The organism is Streptomyces sp. NBC_01190 (assembly GCF_045039895.1).
Taxonomy (GTDB): Bacteria; Actinomycetota; Actinomycetes; order Streptomycetales; family Streptomycetaceae; genus Actinacidiphila.
Genome location: NZ_CP108580.1, coordinates 4,440,305 through 4,460,573 on the forward strand (window position 1 = coordinate 4,440,305; position 20,269 = coordinate 4,460,573).

12 protein-coding genes are annotated in these 20,269 nt (G+C 69.3%); 8 read left to right on the top strand and 4 right to left on the bottom strand.

What is annotated here, in order from left to right; translation table 11 throughout:
* Positions 1 to 3 precede the first annotated feature (3 nt).
* The 4 genes from OG519_RS18475 (at position 4) to OG519_RS18490 (ending at position 3,790) form a co-directional block, all read left to right on the top strand.
* A complete protein-coding gene (locus OG519_RS18475; protein ID WP_405584939.1) occupies positions 4 to 1,452 on the top strand; it encodes an aldehyde dehydrogenase family protein in 1,449 nt (482 codons plus the stop codon).
* The gene (locus tag OG519_RS18480) at positions 1,449 to 2,558 is read left to right on the top strand and encodes an NAD(P)-dependent alcohol dehydrogenase (RefSeq protein ID WP_405592818.1); all 1,110 of its coding nucleotides are present in this window, start codon (positions 1,449 to 1,451) and stop codon (positions 2,556 to 2,558) included. Before OG519_RS18475 ends, OG519_RS18480 begins: the two co-directional genes overlap by 4 nt.
* A gap of 79 nt (positions 2,559 to 2,637) precedes the next feature.
* A complete protein-coding gene (locus tag OG519_RS18485; protein ID WP_405584942.1) occupies positions 2,638 to 3,543 on the top strand; it encodes a class I SAM-dependent methyltransferase in 906 nt (301 codons plus the stop codon).
* A gap of 79 nt (positions 3,544 to 3,622) precedes the next feature.
* Complete coding sequence (locus tag OG519_RS18490; RefSeq protein WP_405584945.1) at positions 3,623 to 3,790, top strand: hypothetical protein; 168 nt, start codon at positions 3,623 to 3,625, stop codon at positions 3,788 to 3,790.
* 395 nt (positions 3,791 to 4,185) lie between these two features.
* Here the strand turns inward: OG519_RS18490 and OG519_RS18495 are convergent, their stop codons facing one another.
* Entirely contained in the window at positions 4,186 to 4,644 is a 459-nt protein-coding gene (locus OG519_RS18495; RefSeq protein ID WP_405584947.1) for a type II toxin-antitoxin system VapC family toxin, read from the bottom strand.
* On the bottom strand, positions 4,634 to 4,903 hold the full coding sequence (locus tag OG519_RS18500; RefSeq protein WP_405584950.1) for a type II toxin-antitoxin system Phd/YefM family antitoxin: 270 nt from the start codon (positions 4,901 to 4,903) through the stop codon (positions 4,634 to 4,636). Before OG519_RS18500 ends, OG519_RS18495 begins: the two co-directional genes overlap by 11 nt.
* Positions 4,904 to 5,097: 194 nt before the next feature.
* Here OG519_RS18500 and OG519_RS18505 point away from each other — a divergent pair, with 194 nt between their 5' ends.
* Positions 5,098 to 5,325 (top strand): hypothetical protein, encoded by a 228-nt coding sequence (locus tag OG519_RS18505; protein WP_405584953.1) that lies wholly within the window; start codon positions 5,098 to 5,100, stop codon positions 5,323 to 5,325.
* A gap of 397 nt (positions 5,326 to 5,722) precedes the next feature.
* On the opposite strand, the gene OG519_RS18510 is transcribed toward OG519_RS18505, so the two are convergent.
* Positions 5,723 to 6,649 (bottom strand): LysM peptidoglycan-binding domain-containing protein, encoded by a 927-nt coding sequence (locus OG519_RS18510; RefSeq protein WP_405584956.1) that lies wholly within the window; start codon positions 6,647 to 6,649, stop codon positions 5,723 to 5,725.
* Positions 6,650 to 6,852: 203 nt separating this feature from the next.
* Positions 6,853 to 12,531 (bottom strand): LamG-like jellyroll fold domain-containing protein, encoded by a 5,679-nt coding sequence (locus tag OG519_RS18515; protein WP_405584959.1) that lies wholly within the window; start codon positions 12,529 to 12,531, stop codon positions 6,853 to 6,855.
* A gap of 516 nt (positions 12,532 to 13,047) precedes the next feature.
* Between OG519_RS18515 and OG519_RS18520 the strand changes: the two genes are divergently transcribed.
* The 3 genes from OG519_RS18520 to OG519_RS18530 all read left to right on the top strand — a co-directional run bounded on the left by OG519_RS18520 (position 13,048) and on the right by OG519_RS18530 (position 20,257).
* Positions 13,048 to 19,458, top strand: coding sequence for an RHS repeat-associated core domain-containing protein (locus OG519_RS18520; RefSeq protein WP_405584963.1), 6,411 nt, complete (start codon positions 13,048 to 13,050; stop codon positions 19,456 to 19,458).
* A 47-nt stretch (positions 19,459 to 19,505) separates the two neighbouring features.
* Complete coding sequence (locus tag OG519_RS18525; protein ID WP_405584966.1) at positions 19,506 to 19,955, top strand: hypothetical protein; 450 nt, start codon at positions 19,506 to 19,508, stop codon at positions 19,953 to 19,955.
* Positions 19,956 to 20,029: 74 nt separating this feature from the next.
* Positions 20,030 to 20,257, top strand: a complete 228-nt coding sequence (locus OG519_RS18530) for an ADP-ribosylglycohydrolase family protein (protein WP_405592820.1) — start codon at positions 20,030 to 20,032, stop codon at positions 20,255 to 20,257.
* Positions 20,258 to 20,269: the final 12 nt, after the last annotated feature.

The following is a 20,269-nucleotide window of genomic DNA, read 5'->3' on the forward strand; positions in this document are numbered from 1 at the left end:
GGCATGCCGAAATCCGAACCCGAACCCGAACCCGAACCCGAACCCGAACGCGAACCCGACCGCCTCCCCGGACAGCGGGCCGCGCAACTCGCCGTCGTCGATCCGGCCACCGGGGAGGCATTCGACGAGGCTCCCGACCTGCAACCGGACCTGCTCGACACCGTCGTCGACCGGTCCCGCCGCGCCTGGCGTTCCTGGCGCGGCGATCCCGCTGCCCGTACCGCCGCGTTGCGCGCGGCGGCCGGCGCCGTGGAGGCCGCCGGCGACGACCTGGCCCGGCTGCTCACCCGGGAACAGGGCAAGCCCCTGGCCGAGTCGTACGCGGAGGTCGCCCGCACGGCGGCCCGTCTGCGCTACTTCGCCGACCTGGCCCCCAAGACCCGGCGGATCGCTGACGGCCGGCCGGTGCACAGCGAGATCCGCTGGCGGTCCCTCGGGCCGGTCGCCGCGATCGTGCCGTGGAACTTCCCCCTCCAGCTCGCGGCGGCGAAGTTCGCCCCCGCGCTCGCGGCGGGCAACACCGTGGTCCTCAAACCGTCCCCCTTCACGCCGCTCGCCACCCGGCTGCTCGGCTCCGTCCTCGCCGCCGTGCTGCCCGAGGACGTGCTGACGGTCGTCACCGGCCGCGAACCGCTCGGCGCCCGCCTCGCTTCCCATCCCGGCATCCGCCACGTCACCTTCACCGGCTCGGTGCCCACCGGGCGGGCCGTCGCCGAAGCGGCGGCCGCCTCGCTCGCCCGGGTCACCCTGGAACTGGGCGGCAACGACGCCGCCGTCCTGCTGGACGACGTGGAGGTGGACCGGATCGCGGACCGGCTGTTCTGGTCGGCGTTTCGCAACTGCGGCCAGGTCTGCATGGCGGTCAAGCGCGTCTACGCACCGGCGCGGCTCCACGCCCAGGTCGTCGAAGCCCTCGCCGAGCGCGCCAGAACCGTCGTCGTCGGCCCCGGCCTCGACCCGGACACCCGGCTGGGACCGGTCAACAACGCCCCCCAGCTGGCCCGAGTCGAGCAGCTCACGCAGCGGGCCCTGGCGGACGGCGCCCGGGTGGCGGCCGGCGGCCACCGGCTGTCCGGACCGGGCTACTTCTTCGCACCCACGATCCTCACCCACGTCCCGCCCGACAGCCAGGTGGTGACCGAGGAGCAGTTCGGACCGGTCCTGCCGGTGCTGCCGTACCGGAACCTGGACGAGGCCCTCGACGCCGCCAACGGAACGGGCTTCGGGCTGGGCGGCTCCGTCTGGGGAAGCGACCCCGACCGGGCCGAGGCGGTGGCCGGCCGGCTCGAATGCGGCACGGCCTGGATCAACCACCACGCCGAACTGTCCCTCGGCCAGCCCTTCGCGGGCGTCAAGGACAGCGGCGTCGGCGTGGCGGGCGGACCGTGGGGGCTGTACGGCAACCTGCGGCCCTTCGTCGTCCACCGCCCGGGGGAGGAGGCGTGGTCCTGAGGTTCCAGGCGGCAGTCCTGCGCTCGTACGGGGATCCGTTCGCGGTCGAAGAGGTGACCTTGCCCGCGGAACCCGCGGCCGGTGAGATCCTGGTCGAGATCGCCGGTTGCGGGATGTGCCGGACCGATCTCGCCGTCCGGCGATCGGCCGGCAGCAGCCCGCTGCCGGCGGTGCTCGGCCACGAAGGATCCGGGGTCGTGGTGCGGACGGGCGCCGGCCCGGACGCCGCGATCGGCGTCGGCGACCATGTCGTGCTGAGCTTCGACTCGTGCGGGCACTGCCGCAACTGCCGCGGCGCGGCTCCCGCCTACTGCGAGTCCTTCGCCTCCCTCAACCTCTTCGGGGGCCGCGAGGAGGGCGCACCGCCGCTCACCGACGCGGCCGGGGAAGCGCTGGCCCCCCGGTGGTTCGGCCAGTCCTCCTTCGCCGAGTACGCGCTCGTCCCGGCGCGCAACGCCGTCCGGGTCGACCCGGGGCTGCCCCTCGAACTGCTCGGGCCGCTCGGCTGCGGCTTCCTCACCGGTGCCGGGGCCGTGCTGAACACCTTCGCCGTCGGCCCCGGCGACACTCTCGCCGTTTTCGGCGCGGGAGCGGTGGGCCTGGCCGCGGTGATGGCGGCCACCGCCGCCGGCGCGCTGACCGTTGCCGTCGACCGGCACCCACGGCGGTTGGCCCTGGCCGCGCGGTTCGGCGCGATTCCGCTGCCCGCCGCGACGACCGGACTGGCCGAGCGGATCCGGCAGCTCACCGGCGGGGGCGGCGCGCAGTACGCGCTCGACACCACGGCCTGCGCCCTGCTCATCAACGACGCGCTGCGGGCGCTGCGCCCCACCGGCAGCCTCGGCCTGGTGGCACGGCTCCACACCGCGCTGCCGCTCGAACCGGGCACGCTCGACCGGGGCCGTAGCATCCGCCACATCTGCGAAGGGGACGCCGTCCCCGCCCTGCTGATACCGCTGCTGATCCGGCTCTGGCAGACCGGACGCTTCCCCTTCGACCAGCTCGTCCGCACCTACCCGCTGGCCGACATCAACGAGGCCGAGCGCGACTGCGACGCCGGCCGCGTGGTCAAACCCGTGCTGCTCCCACCCGGAAGAAGCCGGTGAGCGCGGCACGCGGCACCGGGAGCCACCGCATCCGACGACCAGGAAGCCCGCCTTCCCCACTCCCGTCAACGGAGGAGACATGACCGGTACGGCGCCGCAGCACACGGACGAGGAAGGGGTCGACGGAGGCGTCGGCCTGACCGCCCTCCTGGTCGCCGCGGCACGGGCGATCGAGACCCACCGCGACGACAGCCTGGCCCGAGACCCCTACGCGGAACACTTCGTGCGCGCCGCGCCGGCGTGCGCGCACTGGCCGGTGCGCATCCAGCAGGTCCCGGACGGGGACAGCAATCCGCTGTGGGGGCGCTTCGCCCGCTACTTCGGCCTGCGGACCAGGGTCCTCGACGACTTCCTGCTCCAATCGGTCCGGACGGGCCCCCGGCAGGTGGTGCTGCTGGGCGCGGGGCTGGACACCCGCGCGTTCCGGCTGGACTGGCCGTCCGGCTGCGCGCTCTTCGAGATCGACCGGGCGGGCGTGCTGGCCTTCAAGCACCGGGTGCTCGCGGACCTGGCGGCCAAGCCGACGGTGGAGCGCGTCCCCGTACCGGCCGACCTGCGTGCGGACTGGGTCAGCGCGCTGACCACCGCCGGTTTCGACCTGGCCGCACCGAGCGTCTGGCTGGCCGAGGGACTCCTGTTCTACCTGCCGGGCCCCGCCGAGACATCCCTCATCGACACGGTGGACAGGCTGACCACCGCGGGCAGCGCGCTGGCCTTCGAGGCCAAGCTGGAAAAGGACCTGCTGGCCTACCGCGACAGCCCGGTCTACACGGCGACGCGGGAACAGACCCGCATCGACCTGCTCGACCTCTTCGACAGGGGACCACGACCGGACTCCGCGGGCACCCTGACGGCGCGGGGCTGGTCCACCTCGGTGTACACGCCGTTCGACTTCACCCGCCGGCACCGACGTGGCCCCCTCCCCGAGCCCAACGACGCACTGGAGGGCAACCGGTGGATCTTCGCGCACAAACCCCGGGCATGACCCCGCCGGTGCTCACGACGACCTCCGCCACACCGGGAACACGCTCGTCACCCAGTCGGGCAGCACCCTCAACGACGCCATGGCTCGCGCCAGCCAAGCCTCGGAGAAGGCGGCCCTGATCTACCAGCGCTCGCCGCTGGAGCGGCAGAAGAAGGTCGCGGCCAGACTCGACGCCCTCGTGCGTGCCGAACGGCAGGATGAGGGCGATGGCGGCCTCGCTGGTGCGGAAGTGGTGCGCCCGGCCTGACGCCGGACCGACCGCCCGATCGGGGGCTGACGCGACGCCGCGTCAGCCCCCGAACCCCGCCCAAGGCCATCCGAAGGGACATTCGATGGCTCTTCGGAGCCCGCTTTGTTGCACCAATTGGCCGCCAGATGTGGCGCGCAAGTGGTGCCTGGCCCCGGAATTGGTCCGGCCGACAACAAAGGCCCGGGTCATTGACCCGGGCCTTCTGTTTGGAGCGGATGACGGGAATCGAACCCGCGCTCTGAGCTTGCGAATCACGGGGGCTTTCGTGGGTCAGCCGCAGGTCAGACGCTATGTGTCGGCGTCGCCCCACCGAGAGCGGGCGCCCGAAGCTGTCCGTGGCTGTCCGGTGCGTACCGCCTGACCTGGTGCGGAAGTGGTGCGGCGGCCGAGTGCTACCGGTCGTGCAGGACGACGGGCCGGGTCACGGGGACGACGGTGAGGAGGTTGTCGAGGCCCTTGTAGTCGTCGGGGTTGGTGGTGAAGAGCGGTAGCTCTTCGGCGATGGCGATGGCGGCGATCATGAGGTCGGCGACGCGGCGCCGTGGTTTGCGGCCGGCGCCGATGACGGCTGCGCAGACTCGGCCGTAGAGGCGGGCGGCTTCGGTGTCGAAGGGGATGGGGTCGAACTCGTTCTCGGCGCGTTGCAGGATGTCGAGGCGGCGGGCCCGCTCCGCGTGTTCGTCATAGTCGTCCTGCTCTTCGTTCCTGCGCACCTCGTGGGGGCCGGCGGAGAGTTCCGCCAACGTGATGGCGCTGATCGCCACTTCGGCAGGCAGTTCCTCGGGGTCGAGCCACTTGCGCAGGATCACGATGTTGGTGTCGAGCAGGCCCTGGGAGTACTCAGCGGGCATAGGGGTCGTCCGTCTCCTGCTCGGCCGTGGCGTCCTGGTCGGCCCGGAACGCTTCCAGAGAGACCTCCGACGCGGTACGGGACATCGCGGCGAACTCCGAGCGCGGGACGAACCGCCGACGCCGGCGCAGCGGGATCAGTTCCCCGATCTGGTGCCCGTCGCGGGTGACGGTGAAGGACTGCCCGCCTTGGACGGCGTCCATGATCTCTTTGGACCGGCTGCGCAGGTCGCGCTGGGTAATCTCGGGCTGAGCTGGCATTTCTCCACGGTAGCACCTCGTAGCACGGCGTGCTGCGACCGGTCGTAGGTGACCGGAGATCTCAGGCTTGCTCTGCGCGTGGTTGCGAGCGGGGGTCTGGTGTACGGGCGACTTCGGGGCCGTAACTGTCAGATCCGGCGATCAGAATCGCCTCATGAGTGTCAGATCGGATTTTTCTCTGGATTTGCAGGTGAATGGACGAGAACCGTCAGCGGCTCCGCGAGGAACTCGGCATTGAGACGCGGCGGACCAGCGCGATGGTGCTGATCGGACACCCGTCGATTCAGCCCTCCGTTCCGGAGGAGTCGGTCAACGAGGCACTTCGCATCTTCAATACCCATGTGAATCGCGTGGAGGTGCCTACCTACAAGGAGTTGGTCGATAACGCCGTGCGCTCCTTGGGCGGTGAGCCTTCGCCGTAATTCCACAGGCATCAGGACGGCCTGCGGCTTGTTCGAAGAATCGCCGGGATCCCCAGAGCGGCGATAGTGGTTTGCGGCCATGAAAAATATCCAGGTTCTTTGACCTGGGGCTTATCAATGGAGCGGATGACGGGAATCGAACCCGCGCTCTGAGCTTGGGAATCACGGGCCCTTGTCGGCATCCGCGCCGGTCAGTGACGTGCTGGCTTGAAGTGCCAACCCTTCGCGAGCCGTTGTTGACGGTGGCCAACGGTCCCATACCGCTGGAACTCGGGTAGAAGTGGTGGGCCGCCTGACGTTCTGGGGGTGGCCCAGCCGACGGTGGCGCAGGCTGCTTGGGCGCCTAACCGCGGCGTGCACCGTGGGGCGAGCTTCCGGTGCACGGTCGGCAGGAAGGTCAGCCGATGGCGATGACGGGGTGGTCGGCGGGGTTGATCCATTTCATGATCTGGGTGAGGAAGGTGGCGGGGACGGCGACGCAGCCGCCGGTGGGGCCGGCTTGGGGGCCGAGGTCGTGGAGGAAGATGCCGGCGCCCCGGCCTTTGACGGCGGGGTTGGTGTTGAAGTTGATGACGAGGGCGTTGTGGTACTGGGTGGGGTAGTTGACGAGGTGTTCGCTGCCGTCGTCGCCCGCCTCGGTGAGGTGGAAGCCGCCTTGGGTGTCGGTGCGCATCTGGTTGTAGTAGGCGGAGGTGGGGTCTTCCACCCACCAGTCGTGGGTGGTGACCTGGTGGTAGGGCATTTTGGTGCCGGGGTTGGCGCCGACGCCGAATCCCTGGGTGATGGTGTAGGTGCCGGTGGGGGTGGTGTCGGTGCCCTGGGTGCGGGTGGCGCCGTTGGTGATGCCGTGGGAGCCGATGCGGGCGCCGGTGGTGGCGGTCTGCTTCTTCCAGGTGGTGCCGGTTTTCTGCCAGAGGGTGACGGTGGCGGTGGTGCCGGACGCTTTGACGGTGATGACCTGGGTGGCGTTGCCCACCGTGACCGGCACGGGGAAGGGGCTCGGGGTGGTGATGTAGGAGCCGGCGGGGAGGGTGAGGTGCTGGCCGGGATGGATGGTGTACGGGGAGGCGATGTGGTTGGTGGAGGCGAGTTTGGTCCAGCCGCCGGGGACGTGTTCTTTGACGGCGATGCCGGAGAGGGTGTCGCCGGAGGCGACGGTGTAAGTGGTGACGGGGGTGGTGCCGGCCGGCGTGCTCGCGGCTTGGGCGCTGTTCGAGGTGGCGACGGCGGAGACGGCCGCGGCGGCGCTGAGTGCGGCGGTGACGGTGGCGCGGCGTGCGGCGGGGGTGCGGGGTTTGGCGTGGCGTCCGGAGGAGGCGTTCATCGTGGTGGCCTTTTGTCGTCGGGTGGACGTCCCGGAGTGGGGCGTCGGGGGTGGCGCCGCCCGCCGGCCGCGCGCGGCCGGTGCTGGGAGCGGCAGATTACCGCTTCGAGCTGTGCGCCCCTGGGGCTGATGCCCTTTCAGGGGCGGGGCGGACCCGTGGGTCCGCCCCGCCCCGGGGCGTTACCGAAGCCGGTCGGGCCCGGTCACCAGCTCAGGCCGAGCTGGAAGCGGGCGCCGTAGGTCGTCCGGGTGCCCTGTCCCGGGTAGTCCCACAGGATGCTGCCGGGGCCGCGCGTGATGATGTCGGGACGCGCGTCACCGTTGAAGTCGGCGATGCCGGCGAAGGGGAAGTTCGTCCACCCGGTGCCGAGCTGGACGCGGGCGGTGGACGTGTCGTGGGCGGCGTCGCCGGGGTAGAGCCAGAGGACCCCGGTGGAGTCCATGGCGAGCAGGTCGGCGTGCCCGTCCTTGTCCCAGTCGGCTATTCCTTCCAGGGTGTAGGTGCTCAGGCCGCTGCCGATCTGGACGCGGGCGCTGAGGGTGCCGGTGCCGTTGATGCCGCCGCTGCCGGGGTACATCCAGAGATTGCCGCTGGAATCCGCGGCGACGACGTCCGGATGCCCGTCACCGTTCCAGTCACGGACCCCGGCGAAGGGGTGGTTGGCCCAGCCGGTGCCGATTTCGACCCGCGCGGTGGAGGTGTCGTGGTTGGCGTCGCCGGGATACAGCCAGAGAAGGCCGGCGGCGTCCTCCGCCACGATGTCCGGGTAGCCGTCCGCGTTGAAGTCGGCGATCCCGGCGAAGGTGTAGGCGGCGAAGCCCCAGCCGACCAGGGTGCCTTGGGTGGTGTCGGGGCCGTGGGTGCCGTCACCGGGGAACATCCACAGGTCTCCCGACGGAGTCTCGGCGACCAGATCGGGCGTGCCGTCCCCGTTGTAGTCCACGGTGTCGGCGAAGGTGTACGGTCCGCCGCCCGCGACGCCCTGCTGGTAAAGGGCGCCGGCCTGGTTGCCGGTCAAGGCGTAGTCGAAGGCCTGGACGCCGCTCACGGAGCCGGACAGGAAGTCGGTCGGAGCGCCGTTGTAGAGGCCACGGCCTACCGTGAAGGCGTCGGGCGCGTTCCATAGCGTCACCCCGCTCGCCGAACCGGCGAGCGCGCCGTTGACGTAGAGCTGGGTGGTCTTGGCCGCCGCGTTGTACACGCCGACCAGGTGTGTCCACATGCTCGCGGACGGGCCGGTGGCGTAAGCGTAGGTGAAGGCCGGGGCGGCCACGTCACCGCTCGTGGTGGCGAAGGCCCAGGTAGGAGCGCTGGTATGCGAGTAGTTGTACTGAAGGTAGAAGGAACTGGCCTGGGTTCCCTCCTGGGCGGCGATCGTCATGTTGCGGGTGGGCAGTGAGGCCGGTTTGACCCAGGCGGAGACGGTGAAGCTGCCGCTGGTGTTGAGCGTCGGCGTTGTGCTGGTGGCGGTGCCGGCGGTCCCGTCGAGGTTCAGCACGGTGCCCCGCACCGCGTCGTCGCCCCACGTGGCCCCGGTTCCGGAGAGGGTGAGTGTGTTGCTGCCGGTGTTGGGGTTCAGCACGGTGCCCGGGGTCTGGGCCGTGTCGGTGGCGGCGGTGTCGGTGGCTACCGGCATGCCGGTCCCGTCGTCCATCGCCCAGGTGTCCTGCGGTGTCAGCAGGGCGTTGGCGATGGAGCCGTAAGCGCGCAGGCTCAGGTTGACATGGTCGCCGCTGTCCGCGAACGGTGCCAGCCGTTCCTCACCGCTGTAGGCGTCCGGCACCGCGACAGCGGAGTCAAGGTCCGCGAAGTATGTGGCAGGGGCGGCCCAGGGACTCCCCAGGTTCATCCCGCCGAGGAAGGCGTTGACGTCGGTGCGGTAGTCGTCGACGGTCGAGGTGCAGGGGTTGTTGGGACTGGCGCCGTCGCCGCTGTAGCCCTGGCAGGGGGTCAGGGAGGTCAGGACGACGTTGATACCCCAGGCCTGCAACTGCTGTACCAGGGCCGTGTATCCGTTGGTCTCCAGGTCGGCACCGGTCGTGGTGCCGCCCAGCAGGTCTTCCAGACCCTCGTCCACGATCACGGTGTTGATACCCGGCTGGTCCAGGATGTCGCGGTCGATCCGCGACAGGACGGCCGGTCCGCCGATCGGACCGCCCTGGTACGTCTCGGGGTTGTCGGTCATGAGCTGGTTCGCCTCGATGCCTTCGGCCAGCACGCCGAAGGGAGCGGCGGTCGTCGGCTCGGCCGCGGCCAGGGCGTCCGAGACGCGGTAGCCGTTGGAGTTCGGGGGCGTGGTGTTCGGCTGGAACGGGTCCACCAGGTGGTCCCCCAGCACCGCCTCGGTCGGTACGCCGGCGCTCTGTACGTCCAGCCCGCTGACCAGTTGGGTGAAGTTGCCGTAGGCGGCGGCCGTCGTGGTGAAGGGGGTGGCGCTGGTGCTCGTGGTGAGGTCCCCGGAGCCGACGGCGGAGACGTAGGTGTACGAGCCGTTGGCGTAGGAGTGCGTCACCACGTAGGGCACCGAGTTGGTCAACTGGTAGGAGAGCAGGAGGTAGTGTCCCGCGGTGACGGTGAAGTTGATCGGGTCGCTGTACACCATGCCGCCGACCGGCACGGTCACCGACTGCGCGCCGCCGAAGGTGAGCGTCGTCGGAGTGCCCGAGGGCACCGGGGTGAAGGCGGTGGCGTTCGAGCTGAGAGCGATGGTGGCGTGGCCGACGCTCAATTTGCTCGTGCCCTCGCCGTTGTCCAGCTTGACGCGGACGGTGCCGCCGGAGATCGAGGGCTGGAGCACGGTCCTGAAGGTCTCGTTGCTGTAGTTGGCCCCGCCGCTGAGCAGATTGGAGTTGCTCTCGTTGGGGTTGGCCCAGGCGCCGGTCCAGGACTGCCCCGCGGCCGGGGTCTTGTAGGTGCCGTTGGCCTCGGGGGTGCCGGTGGTGGTGTCGCGGGTGGCCATGCCGAAGATGTGGAGCGTCTGGCTCTGGAAGCCGATGTGGTTGCCGACGTCGGGCAGGGTGACGGAGGCGATGGTCTTGGCCGGGTCGGTGGGCACGGAGAACGCGAAGAGTCCGTGCGGGCTGGTGTGTGTTCCGGTGCTGTCGTTGCGGTGCGGCAGGGAGACCGCCGGCAGCGACCCGCTCATGTCCCACCAGTTGGGGACGGTCAGATCGTACGCTTTTGACGTGCCGTCGGTGTAATTGACCGACCCATGGGCGGCGCAGGGGCCTTGGGGGTCGGTGCCGTCGAAGCAGTAGGAGCCGGAGACGATCTTGCCGTCGGGTACGTAGGGCGCGGTCTGGTCGCCGTCGATCGCGCCGGGATTGGCGAGTCCGGCGTCGGTGGCGGCGGTGAGGAACTCCAGGGCGTTGCCGGAACCGCTGAACGCGACGGTCTGGTTGGCGGCGAGGACATTGTCCTTCTGCCCGGCTCCGTAGGCGGGCAGCGTGAAGGTCGCGCCGTCGACGGTGACCTTTCCGCCGCTGGCCCAACCGGCGCCGGCCAGGTCGGTGGCGGAGTAGCTGTCGCCGCTGCCGTCCATGTCGGCCTGCGCGGTGTTGGTGTCGGAGCTGATCCCCGTGTTGTCGAAGCACGCGGTCAGACTGGCGCAGGTCTTGCCGGGGTTACCGGTGGCGAGGAACGGGTAGCCGGTGGTGCCGGAGTCGTCACCGGCCCCGTCCACCGCGTACACCCACAGGGTGTGCGGCCCGGGGGAGTACGGGGTGATGGTGACGGTCGCCGCGTTCGCGCCGGCCGTCACGGTCTGGGCGGCCGGTGGGTTGCTGGTGGCCGGCGGGATGTCGACCGACCAGACGAACTTCGTCGCGCTGGTGCCTCCGGTGGTGGCGAGGTCGAACTTCCCCGCGGTGCCCGCGGTCGCGCCCGCGCCGCCGTCCTGGTCGGTGTTGGGGAACAGGTTGTTCTCCGAGGTGACCGTCGGGGCGTCGGGTGCGGTGGGTTCGGCGGTGAAGTGGCAGGTGGGGGATTGGGCGAAGGTGGTGGAGTCCTCGCCGTCGGTGACCTCGGCCTGCCAGTCGACGGTCTTGCCGTTGGTGAGGCCGGCGATGAAGGCGGCGGGCAGTGTGTACTTGGCGTACGTGTTGCTGGCCAGGTTGTCGTTGCTCAGACCGGTGGTCTTGGTGGTGGTGCCGTCGACCCAGTACTGGAACGTCGCGCGGAGCTTGTCGCCGTCCTTGTCCGAGACCTTGGCTTCGAGGACCGGCGGGGTGCTGGCGAGCGTCTTGCCCATGTAGGGATACGGCGCGGTGGTGTCGCATGCCGCGTCGCTGCCACCGGAGACGGCCGCCATGGTCGAGGCGCTGGGCACCGACGGGACGGTGTTGTAGTCGATCTCAAGCGTGGGGTTGTGCGAGAAGCGGGAGAAGCCGATGTCGTTGTGGGACTTCTCCAGGCTGTCCTCACTGAGGGTGGCGGTGAAGGACGTCGCGTGCGCGGAGGCGTCGGCCTTGATCGGGGTGAGGACGTTGAAGCCCTGCTTCTGCGTGTCGTTGCCGGGACACAGGTCGGGGTTGTAGGAGCGCTTGAAGTCCAGCGAGGTCGAGTAGCTGTTGTACTTGGGCCGGTTGCTCCAGTCGGTGCCGGAACCGATGCCGCCCGACCAGTGGAGGTTCACCGGGTACGTGCCCGAGCAGGCCGCCGTGTAGATCTCGCTCGCCTCCACGGTGGCGTCGCCGATGTGCGCGCCGAAGAGGGTGGCGGGCAGTTTCCACTGGTAGACGGCGTGTTCGTCGCCGGTGTGGCAGTCGCCCTCCTGCCACCCGTTGTAGCCGACGCCAAGATTGCCGCTGTCGGCGAGGTCCGTCGTCTTGTTGTAGAAGGAGACGCTGGGGCAGCCCTGCTTGACCTCGTCGAACGACGGGGCGCCGCCCGTGGTCGGGTGCCAGTTGAAGGTCGGGTCTATGTACACGGGGAACACGGTCGACGGCGCGTCGAGCAGCCGGCGGTCGGGTGTGAGCGTCACGGCCGAGGAGGTGGCCGTCGTGCCGACGGGCGCCACCCGTGCGGCGAGACCGGGGTGGCCGGCGTCCGAGGGGTCCGCCGCCGTAGGCGTGGTCGAATGCTGCGCGGCAGGCAGCTTCTTGTTGGAGTCCCACATCAAGGCGCTCGACGCGGCGAGGAGTTCATCGCCCTTGCTGTCGAGGACGGTGAGCGCGTCCTTGGCCGGCTGAAGGCTGCCCCCGGTCACCGAGGTGCTCACCCGCAGCCGGTCCAACGCCGGATTCGCCGCCGCGGCCGCTGATTTGACGACAAGGACATCACTGAAGCCGCCGCTCTCCGTGGCACTGACCCGAAGGTCGACCGAGGGGAACACCTCGGGGTAGGTGGCCGTGCTGCCGTGGATCACCGGTGCCGGCAGCGGCTGCGGCCAGCGCACGGTCACGGTCACCCCGCCGTAGCTGGTCGTCGCAAGAGCCGTCGAGCCGCCACCGGAGAAGGAGACCGAACCGTAGGCCGTCGCGGCAGGGATCCAACCGCCCTCGTGCGCCTGGAGGGTGGTGTTCACGGGGACCCAGGTGCCGTGCTTGACGGTACGTACCGGCAGCGGGGTGGCGTTGAGCTGGAAACCGCCTTCCGGCATCGCGGTGACTTGCTGGTCGGGGGCGGTGAGGGCGGCGACGACCGTGGGTTTGCCGGTCGTCTTCGCAGTGGCCGCGGCCGCCTGCATGGCCTTCTGCTGTGCGGCACTGGGTCCGTAGCCGTTCGCGAGACGGGGCACGCTAGGAGCGGCCACGCGATTCGCCGTGACGGGTGCGGTCCGGCCGGGACCGGAGGTGCCCTGGGGACCGGTGGAGGGCTGGGGCGCCGTGGCGAGAGCGGGGACCGCCACGGCCGCGGAGGCGAGCAGCGCGAGGACGGCCACGATGCCCGTTCTCCCTCGGGTTGATCGCCTGCCCTCGCGCTTCCGGGCTGGTATGTGGTGCGTGCGCATCACGACTTCTCCTGTTCCACAAGCCGGAGTTCCGGTCGCATCGACGCTAGGAGAGGGAGACTCCGCAGACCAGAGCGCTTGTTGTACGGAGCAATCAGTTCCGCCTGATTGTGGCGGAAGTGTGGTGAAGTGGTGAGGGTAAAGAGTTGGTGGTTACTTGGCAATGGAAGGTAGGAGGTGATCGGCCGTTGGTAGCTTCCCTTTCGGTCCAGGGCGGACTGCGCTGATCGCGAGGGGCGGGGACACGTGGTTTTCCACGGGAGTTGGTACCGGCGGGGTAGGGCGCGGTCGGCTGCTGCGACGACGCCGCCCCGGCGCCAGAGCCTTCCGTTGCGAGCGGTCACTGCCGTCGTCGGCGCGATGGCGGTGTGCGCAGGGCTCCTGCAAGTGGTTCCGGCCCAAGCGGCCGCACCCGCGGGGCCGCCGAGCCCGCCCAAGACCGCGTCCGTGCCCGTGACGGCGGTCACCCAGCACTACCGCAAGCCGGCGCTCATGCCTTCCGTCAAGGCGGGCACCGTCTCATGGCCCAGCGGAAGGGCGGACGTTGACCTGGCCACAAGTGCCGCGGCCGTCGCCAGGAGGGCTGGATCCCTCCCGGTGTGGGTCGGTCCCGCGGAGCGCGGCGCCGCCCCCGCCGACAAGCACCCGGTGTCCGGCGCCGCTGCCGGGGCCGCCCCCGGGGCCACGCGGTCGGTCTCAGCGGCGCCCACATCGGTGGACGTCCACGTGCTGCCCCGCGCTGACGCCCAGGCGGCCGGCATCGCCGGTGTGCTGCTCTCGCTGACCGGGAGCGGCGCGACCGGCTCCTCCAGCCGGGCCGCGAACGGCAACAGCACGGCCGCCGGCCAAGAGCCCGCCGGCGCCGCCACGACGGCCGGGAAGCACAGGGCGTCGCCCGCCGCGACCATCGGACTCACCCTCGACTACAGCGCGTTCGCCCAAGGCTTCGGTGGTGATTGGGCGTCACGTCTGCGGCTTGTCTCGCTTCCCGCGTGTGCCCTCACCACTCCGGAGCGGGCCGACTGCCGCACCCAGACCCCGATCGCGGCCACGAACGACGCCTCGGGCAAGACCCTGACCGCCGATGTCGCCTTGTCCACCGTGTCGCCCGCCACCGTTCTGGCCGCGGCGAGCGCGGCCGCGGGCGGCGGGGGAAACTTCGCGGCCACCTCGCTCCAGCAGTCATCGACCTGGCAGGCGGGCGGTAGCTCCGACGGCTTCGACTGGTCCTACCCCATCGTCACACCGACCGTCCCCGGCGGCCTGGCCCCGAAGGTCTCGCTGGACTACAACTCCCAGTCGCAAGACGGCCTGACCTCCTCGACCAACAACCAGGCGTCCGTGATCGGCGACGGTTTCGACTACGACCCCGGCTTCGTCGAACGGTCCTACCAGTCCTGCGACCAGAACCCGGCAGGGTCCACCAAAACCGAGGACAACTGCTGGTCCGACAGCAACACGCTCACACTGTCGCTGGCCGGCCGCTCCTCCGTCCTGATCAAGGACGACACCACCGGTGAATACCACGCCAAGGACGACGCCAACGAGCGGATCGACTTCAAGTCCGGTGCGGTCAACGGCGCCCACAACGGCGAGTACTGGGTCGTCACCACCGATGACGGCACCCAGTACTACTTCGGCCTGAACCAGCTCCCCGGCTACGCCTCCGGCGGCACCACCACCAACTCGGTCTGGACGGAGCCTGTTTACGCGACCGGCTCCACACAGCCCTGCTACAACGCCACGTTCGCGAACTCCTGGTGCCAGCAGGCCTATCGCTGGAACCTCGACTACGTCGTCGACGCACACCAGGACGCGGTGTCCTACTGGTACACCGACGACACCGGCTACTACGCCGCCGACAACGGCACCACCGCGAAAGCCCCCTACACACGGGGTGGTTACCTGAGCCGAATCGACTACGGTCAGCGGGCCGGCCAGGTGTACGCCACCACCCCCGCGGGGCGCGTCGGATTCTCCGTCAACGGCCGCTGCGACACCTCCCCCACCGGCTGCGCGATCTCCACCCTCAGCTCGTCCACGGCCAAGGACTGGCCGGACGTTCCCTTCGACCTCCAGTGCGCCCAGAACGCCGCCTGCACGGTCACCAGCCCCACCTTCTGGTCGAAGTACGAGCTGACCGGCATCCAGACACAGGCCCTGACCGGGACCACCCTGACGAACGTCGACGCCTACGCGTTCACTCATTCCTTCCCGCCCACCGGGGACTCCACGACGCCGTCGCTCTGGCTGTCGACCATCGTCCGCACCGGTCAGGACAACAAGGGCACCGGTCCCACCACCGCGGTGCCGCTGCCCCCGGTCACCCTGGACGGCCAGGCCCTGGCCAACCGGGTCGACGTCACCGACGGATACCCTCCGATCACCCGGCACCGGCTGAACACGATCACCACCGAGACCAACGAGATCATCAGCGTCGACTACTCCTCGGCGGCGTGCGGCTCAGGCACCCCCAGCGACCCGAGCCAGAACACCAAGCTCTGCTACCCCTCGTACTGGACCCGGCCGGGCGCGAGCGATCCGGCGCTGGACTGGTTCAACAAGTACGTCGTCACCGCCGTCACCGAGCAGGACCAGACGAAGATCGGCCCGAAGGGCCTGCCCGCGGACAACGACGACATCACCACGCACTACACCCCGATCGGCACCCCGGCCTGGCACTACGACGACAACCCGCTGACCCCCGCCAAGCAGCGGACCTGGAACGACTTCCGCGGCTTCCCGGGCATGAAGGTCACCACCGGCAATGCCCCGGACCCGGTCACCGAGACCGACTACACCTACTTCCGCGGTATGGACGGCGACACCCTGCCGAGCAACGGCACCCGCTCGGCCACCGTCACCGACTCCCGTGGCGATCCGGCGGTCACCGACCTCGACCAGTACGCCGGCATGCCCTACGAGACCATCCAGTACAACGGCGCCGGCAGCGGCAAGGTGGTCACCGACACCATCACCGATCCGTGGACCTCGGCCTCCCAGGCCGCCCACAGCCTCGGCAGCACGCTGCCCGCCCAGCACTCCTACTTCACCGGCCAGAGCAAGGAACGCGTCTACACACCGTTCTCCGACGGCACCACCGGCGCCATCGAGACGGACTACACCCACGACTCCTACGGCCGCGTCAGCAAGACGGACGACCTCGGTGACGTCACCACCTCGGCCGACGACCAGTGCGCCACGACGACGTTCGCCGACAACACCACCGCGTGGATCCTCGACGCCCCGGACGAGAACGTCACCGTCGCCGTCAAGTGCGCGACCACGCCGGTCTTCCCGCGCGACGCCGTCTCCGACACCCGTACGTACTACGACGGTTCGACCACCTTCGGCGCGGCGCCGACGGCCGGCAGCATGACGATGAAGCAGAACGCCGCGTCGTACAGCGGCTCCACGCCGTCGTTCGTCACCATGTCCAGCAGCACCGTCGACGAGTACGGCCGCACGCTGAACTCGACCGACGCGGACAACCGCACCACCGTCACCGCGTACACACCGGCGACCGGGGCAGCACCGACTTCCGTCAAGGTCACCGACCCCAAGACCTACGCGACGGTGACGACCTACGACCCGCTGCGTGACCTCGCCCTCCAGACCACCGATCCGGCCGGCTATGTCACCACGCACCAGTACGACGCGCTGGGCCGGGTGACCGCCGACTTCAAACCCGGTGTCACCGCGGCGGCCGACAAGCACACGTACACCATCTCCAACACCGGTCCGTCGATCGTCACCACCCAGACGCTCAACAACGACGCGAACGACACCTACCGCACCAGCGAAGTCCTCTACGACACACTGCTGCGGCAGCGGGAGACCCAGGCCAGCACGCAGGACGGCGGCCGGGTCCTGACCGACACCGTCTACAACACCATCGGCCAGCAGGCCAGCACCACCGATCCCTACTACAACGGGTCGCCGCTCTCGGCCATCATCGACCCTGCCCAGTCCGGTGACGTGCCCTCGGAGACGGGCTACCTGTACGACGGCGCCGGCCGGCAGACCGCGGCGATCTCCTACAAGCTCGCCACCGAGACCTGGCGGACCACCACCGTCTACGGCGGCAACGTCACCACCACGATCCCGCCGCAGGGCGCGGTCGCGCAGAGCACGTTCGTGGACGCCCGGGGCAACAGCATCGCCGAATACCAATACCACAAGGGCGGGCCGGCCGATCCGGTGAACGATCCGGCGGCCGACTACTCAGCCCTGCACTACACCTACGACGCGAGCGGCAACCGGATCGGCGAGACCGACGCGGCCGGCAACGTGTGGTCCTGGGGCTTCGACCTCCTCGGCAACCAGACCTCGACCACGGACCCGGACGCCGGCGCCAGTTCGTCCACCTACGACAACGCCGGTCAGCTGATCACCTCGACCGACGCCCGGGGCAAGCAGACCACCTACAGCTACGACGCCGACGGCCGCAAGACGTTCACCTACGACACCACCGGCAACGCCACCCCCTCGGCGGCGAACGAGACCGGCGCCTGGACCTACGACACCGTCAAGAAGGGCCTGCTCACCTCGTCCACGTCGTACCAGAAGGGCACGACCAGCCCATCGGTGACCACCGCCGTGCTGGGCTACAACAGTTTCGAACTGCCGGCCGCCCAGAAGGAGACGCTGGCCAACCTGCCCGCCGCGGAGGCCCCGCTCGCTCCCACAGCCGGTTACGTGACGGGTGACACCTACACCCCCCAGGGCGTTCTGGCGAGCCACTCCTATGCCGCGGCCGGCGGACTGCCGACCGAGCAGGTCTTCTTCGGCTACGACCTCTACGGCCAGCCGACCAGCGTCGCCAGCGGCAGTGGCACCGTCGGGTGGGACTACGTGTCGGCTGTCGGGTACGACGAGCTGGGCAAGCCCCTCCAGTACACGATGGGCACCTCCGGCAGCTGGGCCGCGCTGAAGCTGACCTACGACGAGCAGACCCAGCGGCTCACCGACGCCCAGACCACCACCGCCACATCCGCGACCGTCGTGGACGACACCAAGTACGGGTACGACAACGCCGATGTCTCCGGCGGCGCGGGCCTGGTCACCTCGACCACCGACCAGCAGAACAGCGGCGCGACCACCGACACCCAGTGCTTCCAGTACGACTACGCCACCCGGCTCTCCGCGGCGTGGACCGCCGACGACGCCTGCGCCGCCACGCCCGCACCGGGAAACAGCGCGACGGTCGGCGGCCCGCAGCCGTACTGGCAGTCCTGGACCTACGACGCGGCCGGCGACCGGCACACCCAGACCGACCACGACACGAGCGGGACGGTCGCCGGGGACACCACCACCACGTACAACTACCCGGCGCAAGGGGCTGACGCGGTCCGCCCGCACAGCCTGCTCAACACGACGTCCACCGGCCCGGGCGCCACCGCGCACACCGCCTCCTACACCTACGACGGGGCGGGCGACGACACCGGCATCACCACCCAGGCCGGCACGCAGACCCTCACCTGGAACGACCAGGGCAAACTCGGCTCGCTGACGGACACCGCGACCGGTGGCACCACCAGCTACCTGTACGACACCGACGGCAACCTCGTGCTGCGCACCGACCCCGGACAGGCCACCCTCTTCGCCGACGGCCAGCAGATCGTGGAGAACACCGGCACGCAAGCGCTGTCCGGCACGCGCTACTACGAACTCGGCGGCGACACCGTCGCCGAGCGTTCCAGCACCGGCGATGTGCAGTATCTGATTCCGGACCGGCAGGGCACCGACACCCTGGCGATCGACTACCAGAGCCTGGCGCCGACGCGTCGCTCGTACCTGCCGTTCGGCCAGTCCCGTACGGCGCCTTCGGTCTGGCCGGGGGGTGACGACGGTTATGTGGGCGGGACCCCGGACCCGGCGACCGGGCTGGAGAATCTGGGGGCGCGGGAGTACGACCCGTCCAGCGGGCGGTTCCTGTCACCGGACCCGGTCTTCGAGGCCGACGATCCGACGCAGTTGGGCGGTTACGACTACGCGGGCAACGACCCGGTCACCGGCTCCGACCCGACCGGCACGATGCTCTACGACGATGTGTCCGGGATGGGCTTCGGCACCGTCCAGGGCATGCACGACTGGTATCACGACCAGGGCTACACCGACAGCCACGGGCACGCCACGCAGAAGTACGCGAACCTGGTGTACCGGCAGGCCGTCTCGTACTACGTCGGCCAGTACGAGCTGACGCACCCGAAGCCGAAGCCGAAGGCGAAGCCCAAGCCGAAGAAGCACTGGTGGCAGAAGGCCTCGGGCATCGCGGAGAACGCGGGCAAGTTCGTCTACCACGCCTCGGGCGCGTCCGACGTCGTGGGCTGTGTCTCCGATCCCTCCCTGGGCGGCTGCCTCAAGGCCGGCGCCCTCGTCGCGGGCTTCGTCGTCACCGGCGGCGAGGACGAACTGGAGATCGCCGCGCTCGAAGCGGGCGAGGACCTCGCGGACAAGGAAGCCGCCGATGTCGCGGAGGACGCGGTGGTCAACGATAGCCGACCAGATTTCCTCTCGCAGGACAAGGCGCAGGGGCATTTCTCAAAGCATGTATACGGTGTGAAGAAGACCAACTCCGGGTTCAGTAACATAAAAAAGGGGGCCGATATGCCGGAGTATCAGACGCCTGATGGATACAACGAGTACGTCGACCATGCCAGAACGTTCATGGACGGTCCCGCGCGGGCGGGTGATCTGGTTGACGGAAGTGGCTATTTGCACAGGATTGATCCTGTCGACGGGCTTTACGGCCTCAGGACGCCCGCCGGGGAAATCTCGACATTCTTCCGTCGTGGATCCGATGTCGCACACTATCTGAGTACGCAGCAGGCCAAGTACGGAGGAAGTATTCTGTAGGTGTGTTTCCGCGGGGCGTGGCCGGGACTCGGTCGCGTCCTGCGGCCATGAAGATCAAGACGGAGATGGATCGGGTCTCGCGGATGAATTTTGAGGAAGTATTTCTGCGCTGCTATGCAAATGTCTTGGGTGGCGATGAACGTCTCGGCGAAGCTGATCCAGAAGCAGACGTCCAATCGTGGCTCGAGTTCGTTGAGGAATGTGAATCTGGCTACTCTGATTCGTTGTCGGAGTATGACTTCGATCTCTACGTCAGAGACCGTCTGCAGAAAGCGATCGATAGCCAGGCGCTGCATCTCACGAGTGATTACGATGATTTTCGGAGAATGGTCGAGTCCATCGACGGTCGGTTCAGGGAAATTGCGTCCACGCCTATTTCGGCCGACGATGGAGAGTCTCCGAACTGGTGGCACAAAATTATTCCGCATAAGGGCGGCGAGGAGTTTGTGAACGACGTGAGAGACAGGCTTGGCCTGATTATTCGTCGAGTAGACTGAGAGCTGGTCGGTCGGCCGCACCGGCCAGTGTCGGGGTAACGCACTGGCCCAATCGTCCTTTGTCACCGGCAACTATGCGGCGGGCGATGTCGGCCGCAGCGGCGCGAACCGCCCCGCCCTTCGAGTGGAGAAGGCCGGACAGCGCGCGGCGCGAGGCAGTGGTGAACGAGCGGGCCGCTGGAAACGGCGCGTTGATGGGCGTGGCAACCTCGGGTGTGTACTTCGCGGGGTACGGGCGCGCGGTCACGATGGACGCCGGGCGCAGGCTCTCCGCCCTCACGCACGGGGACCCGGCCGCATGAGGCCACCGGCAG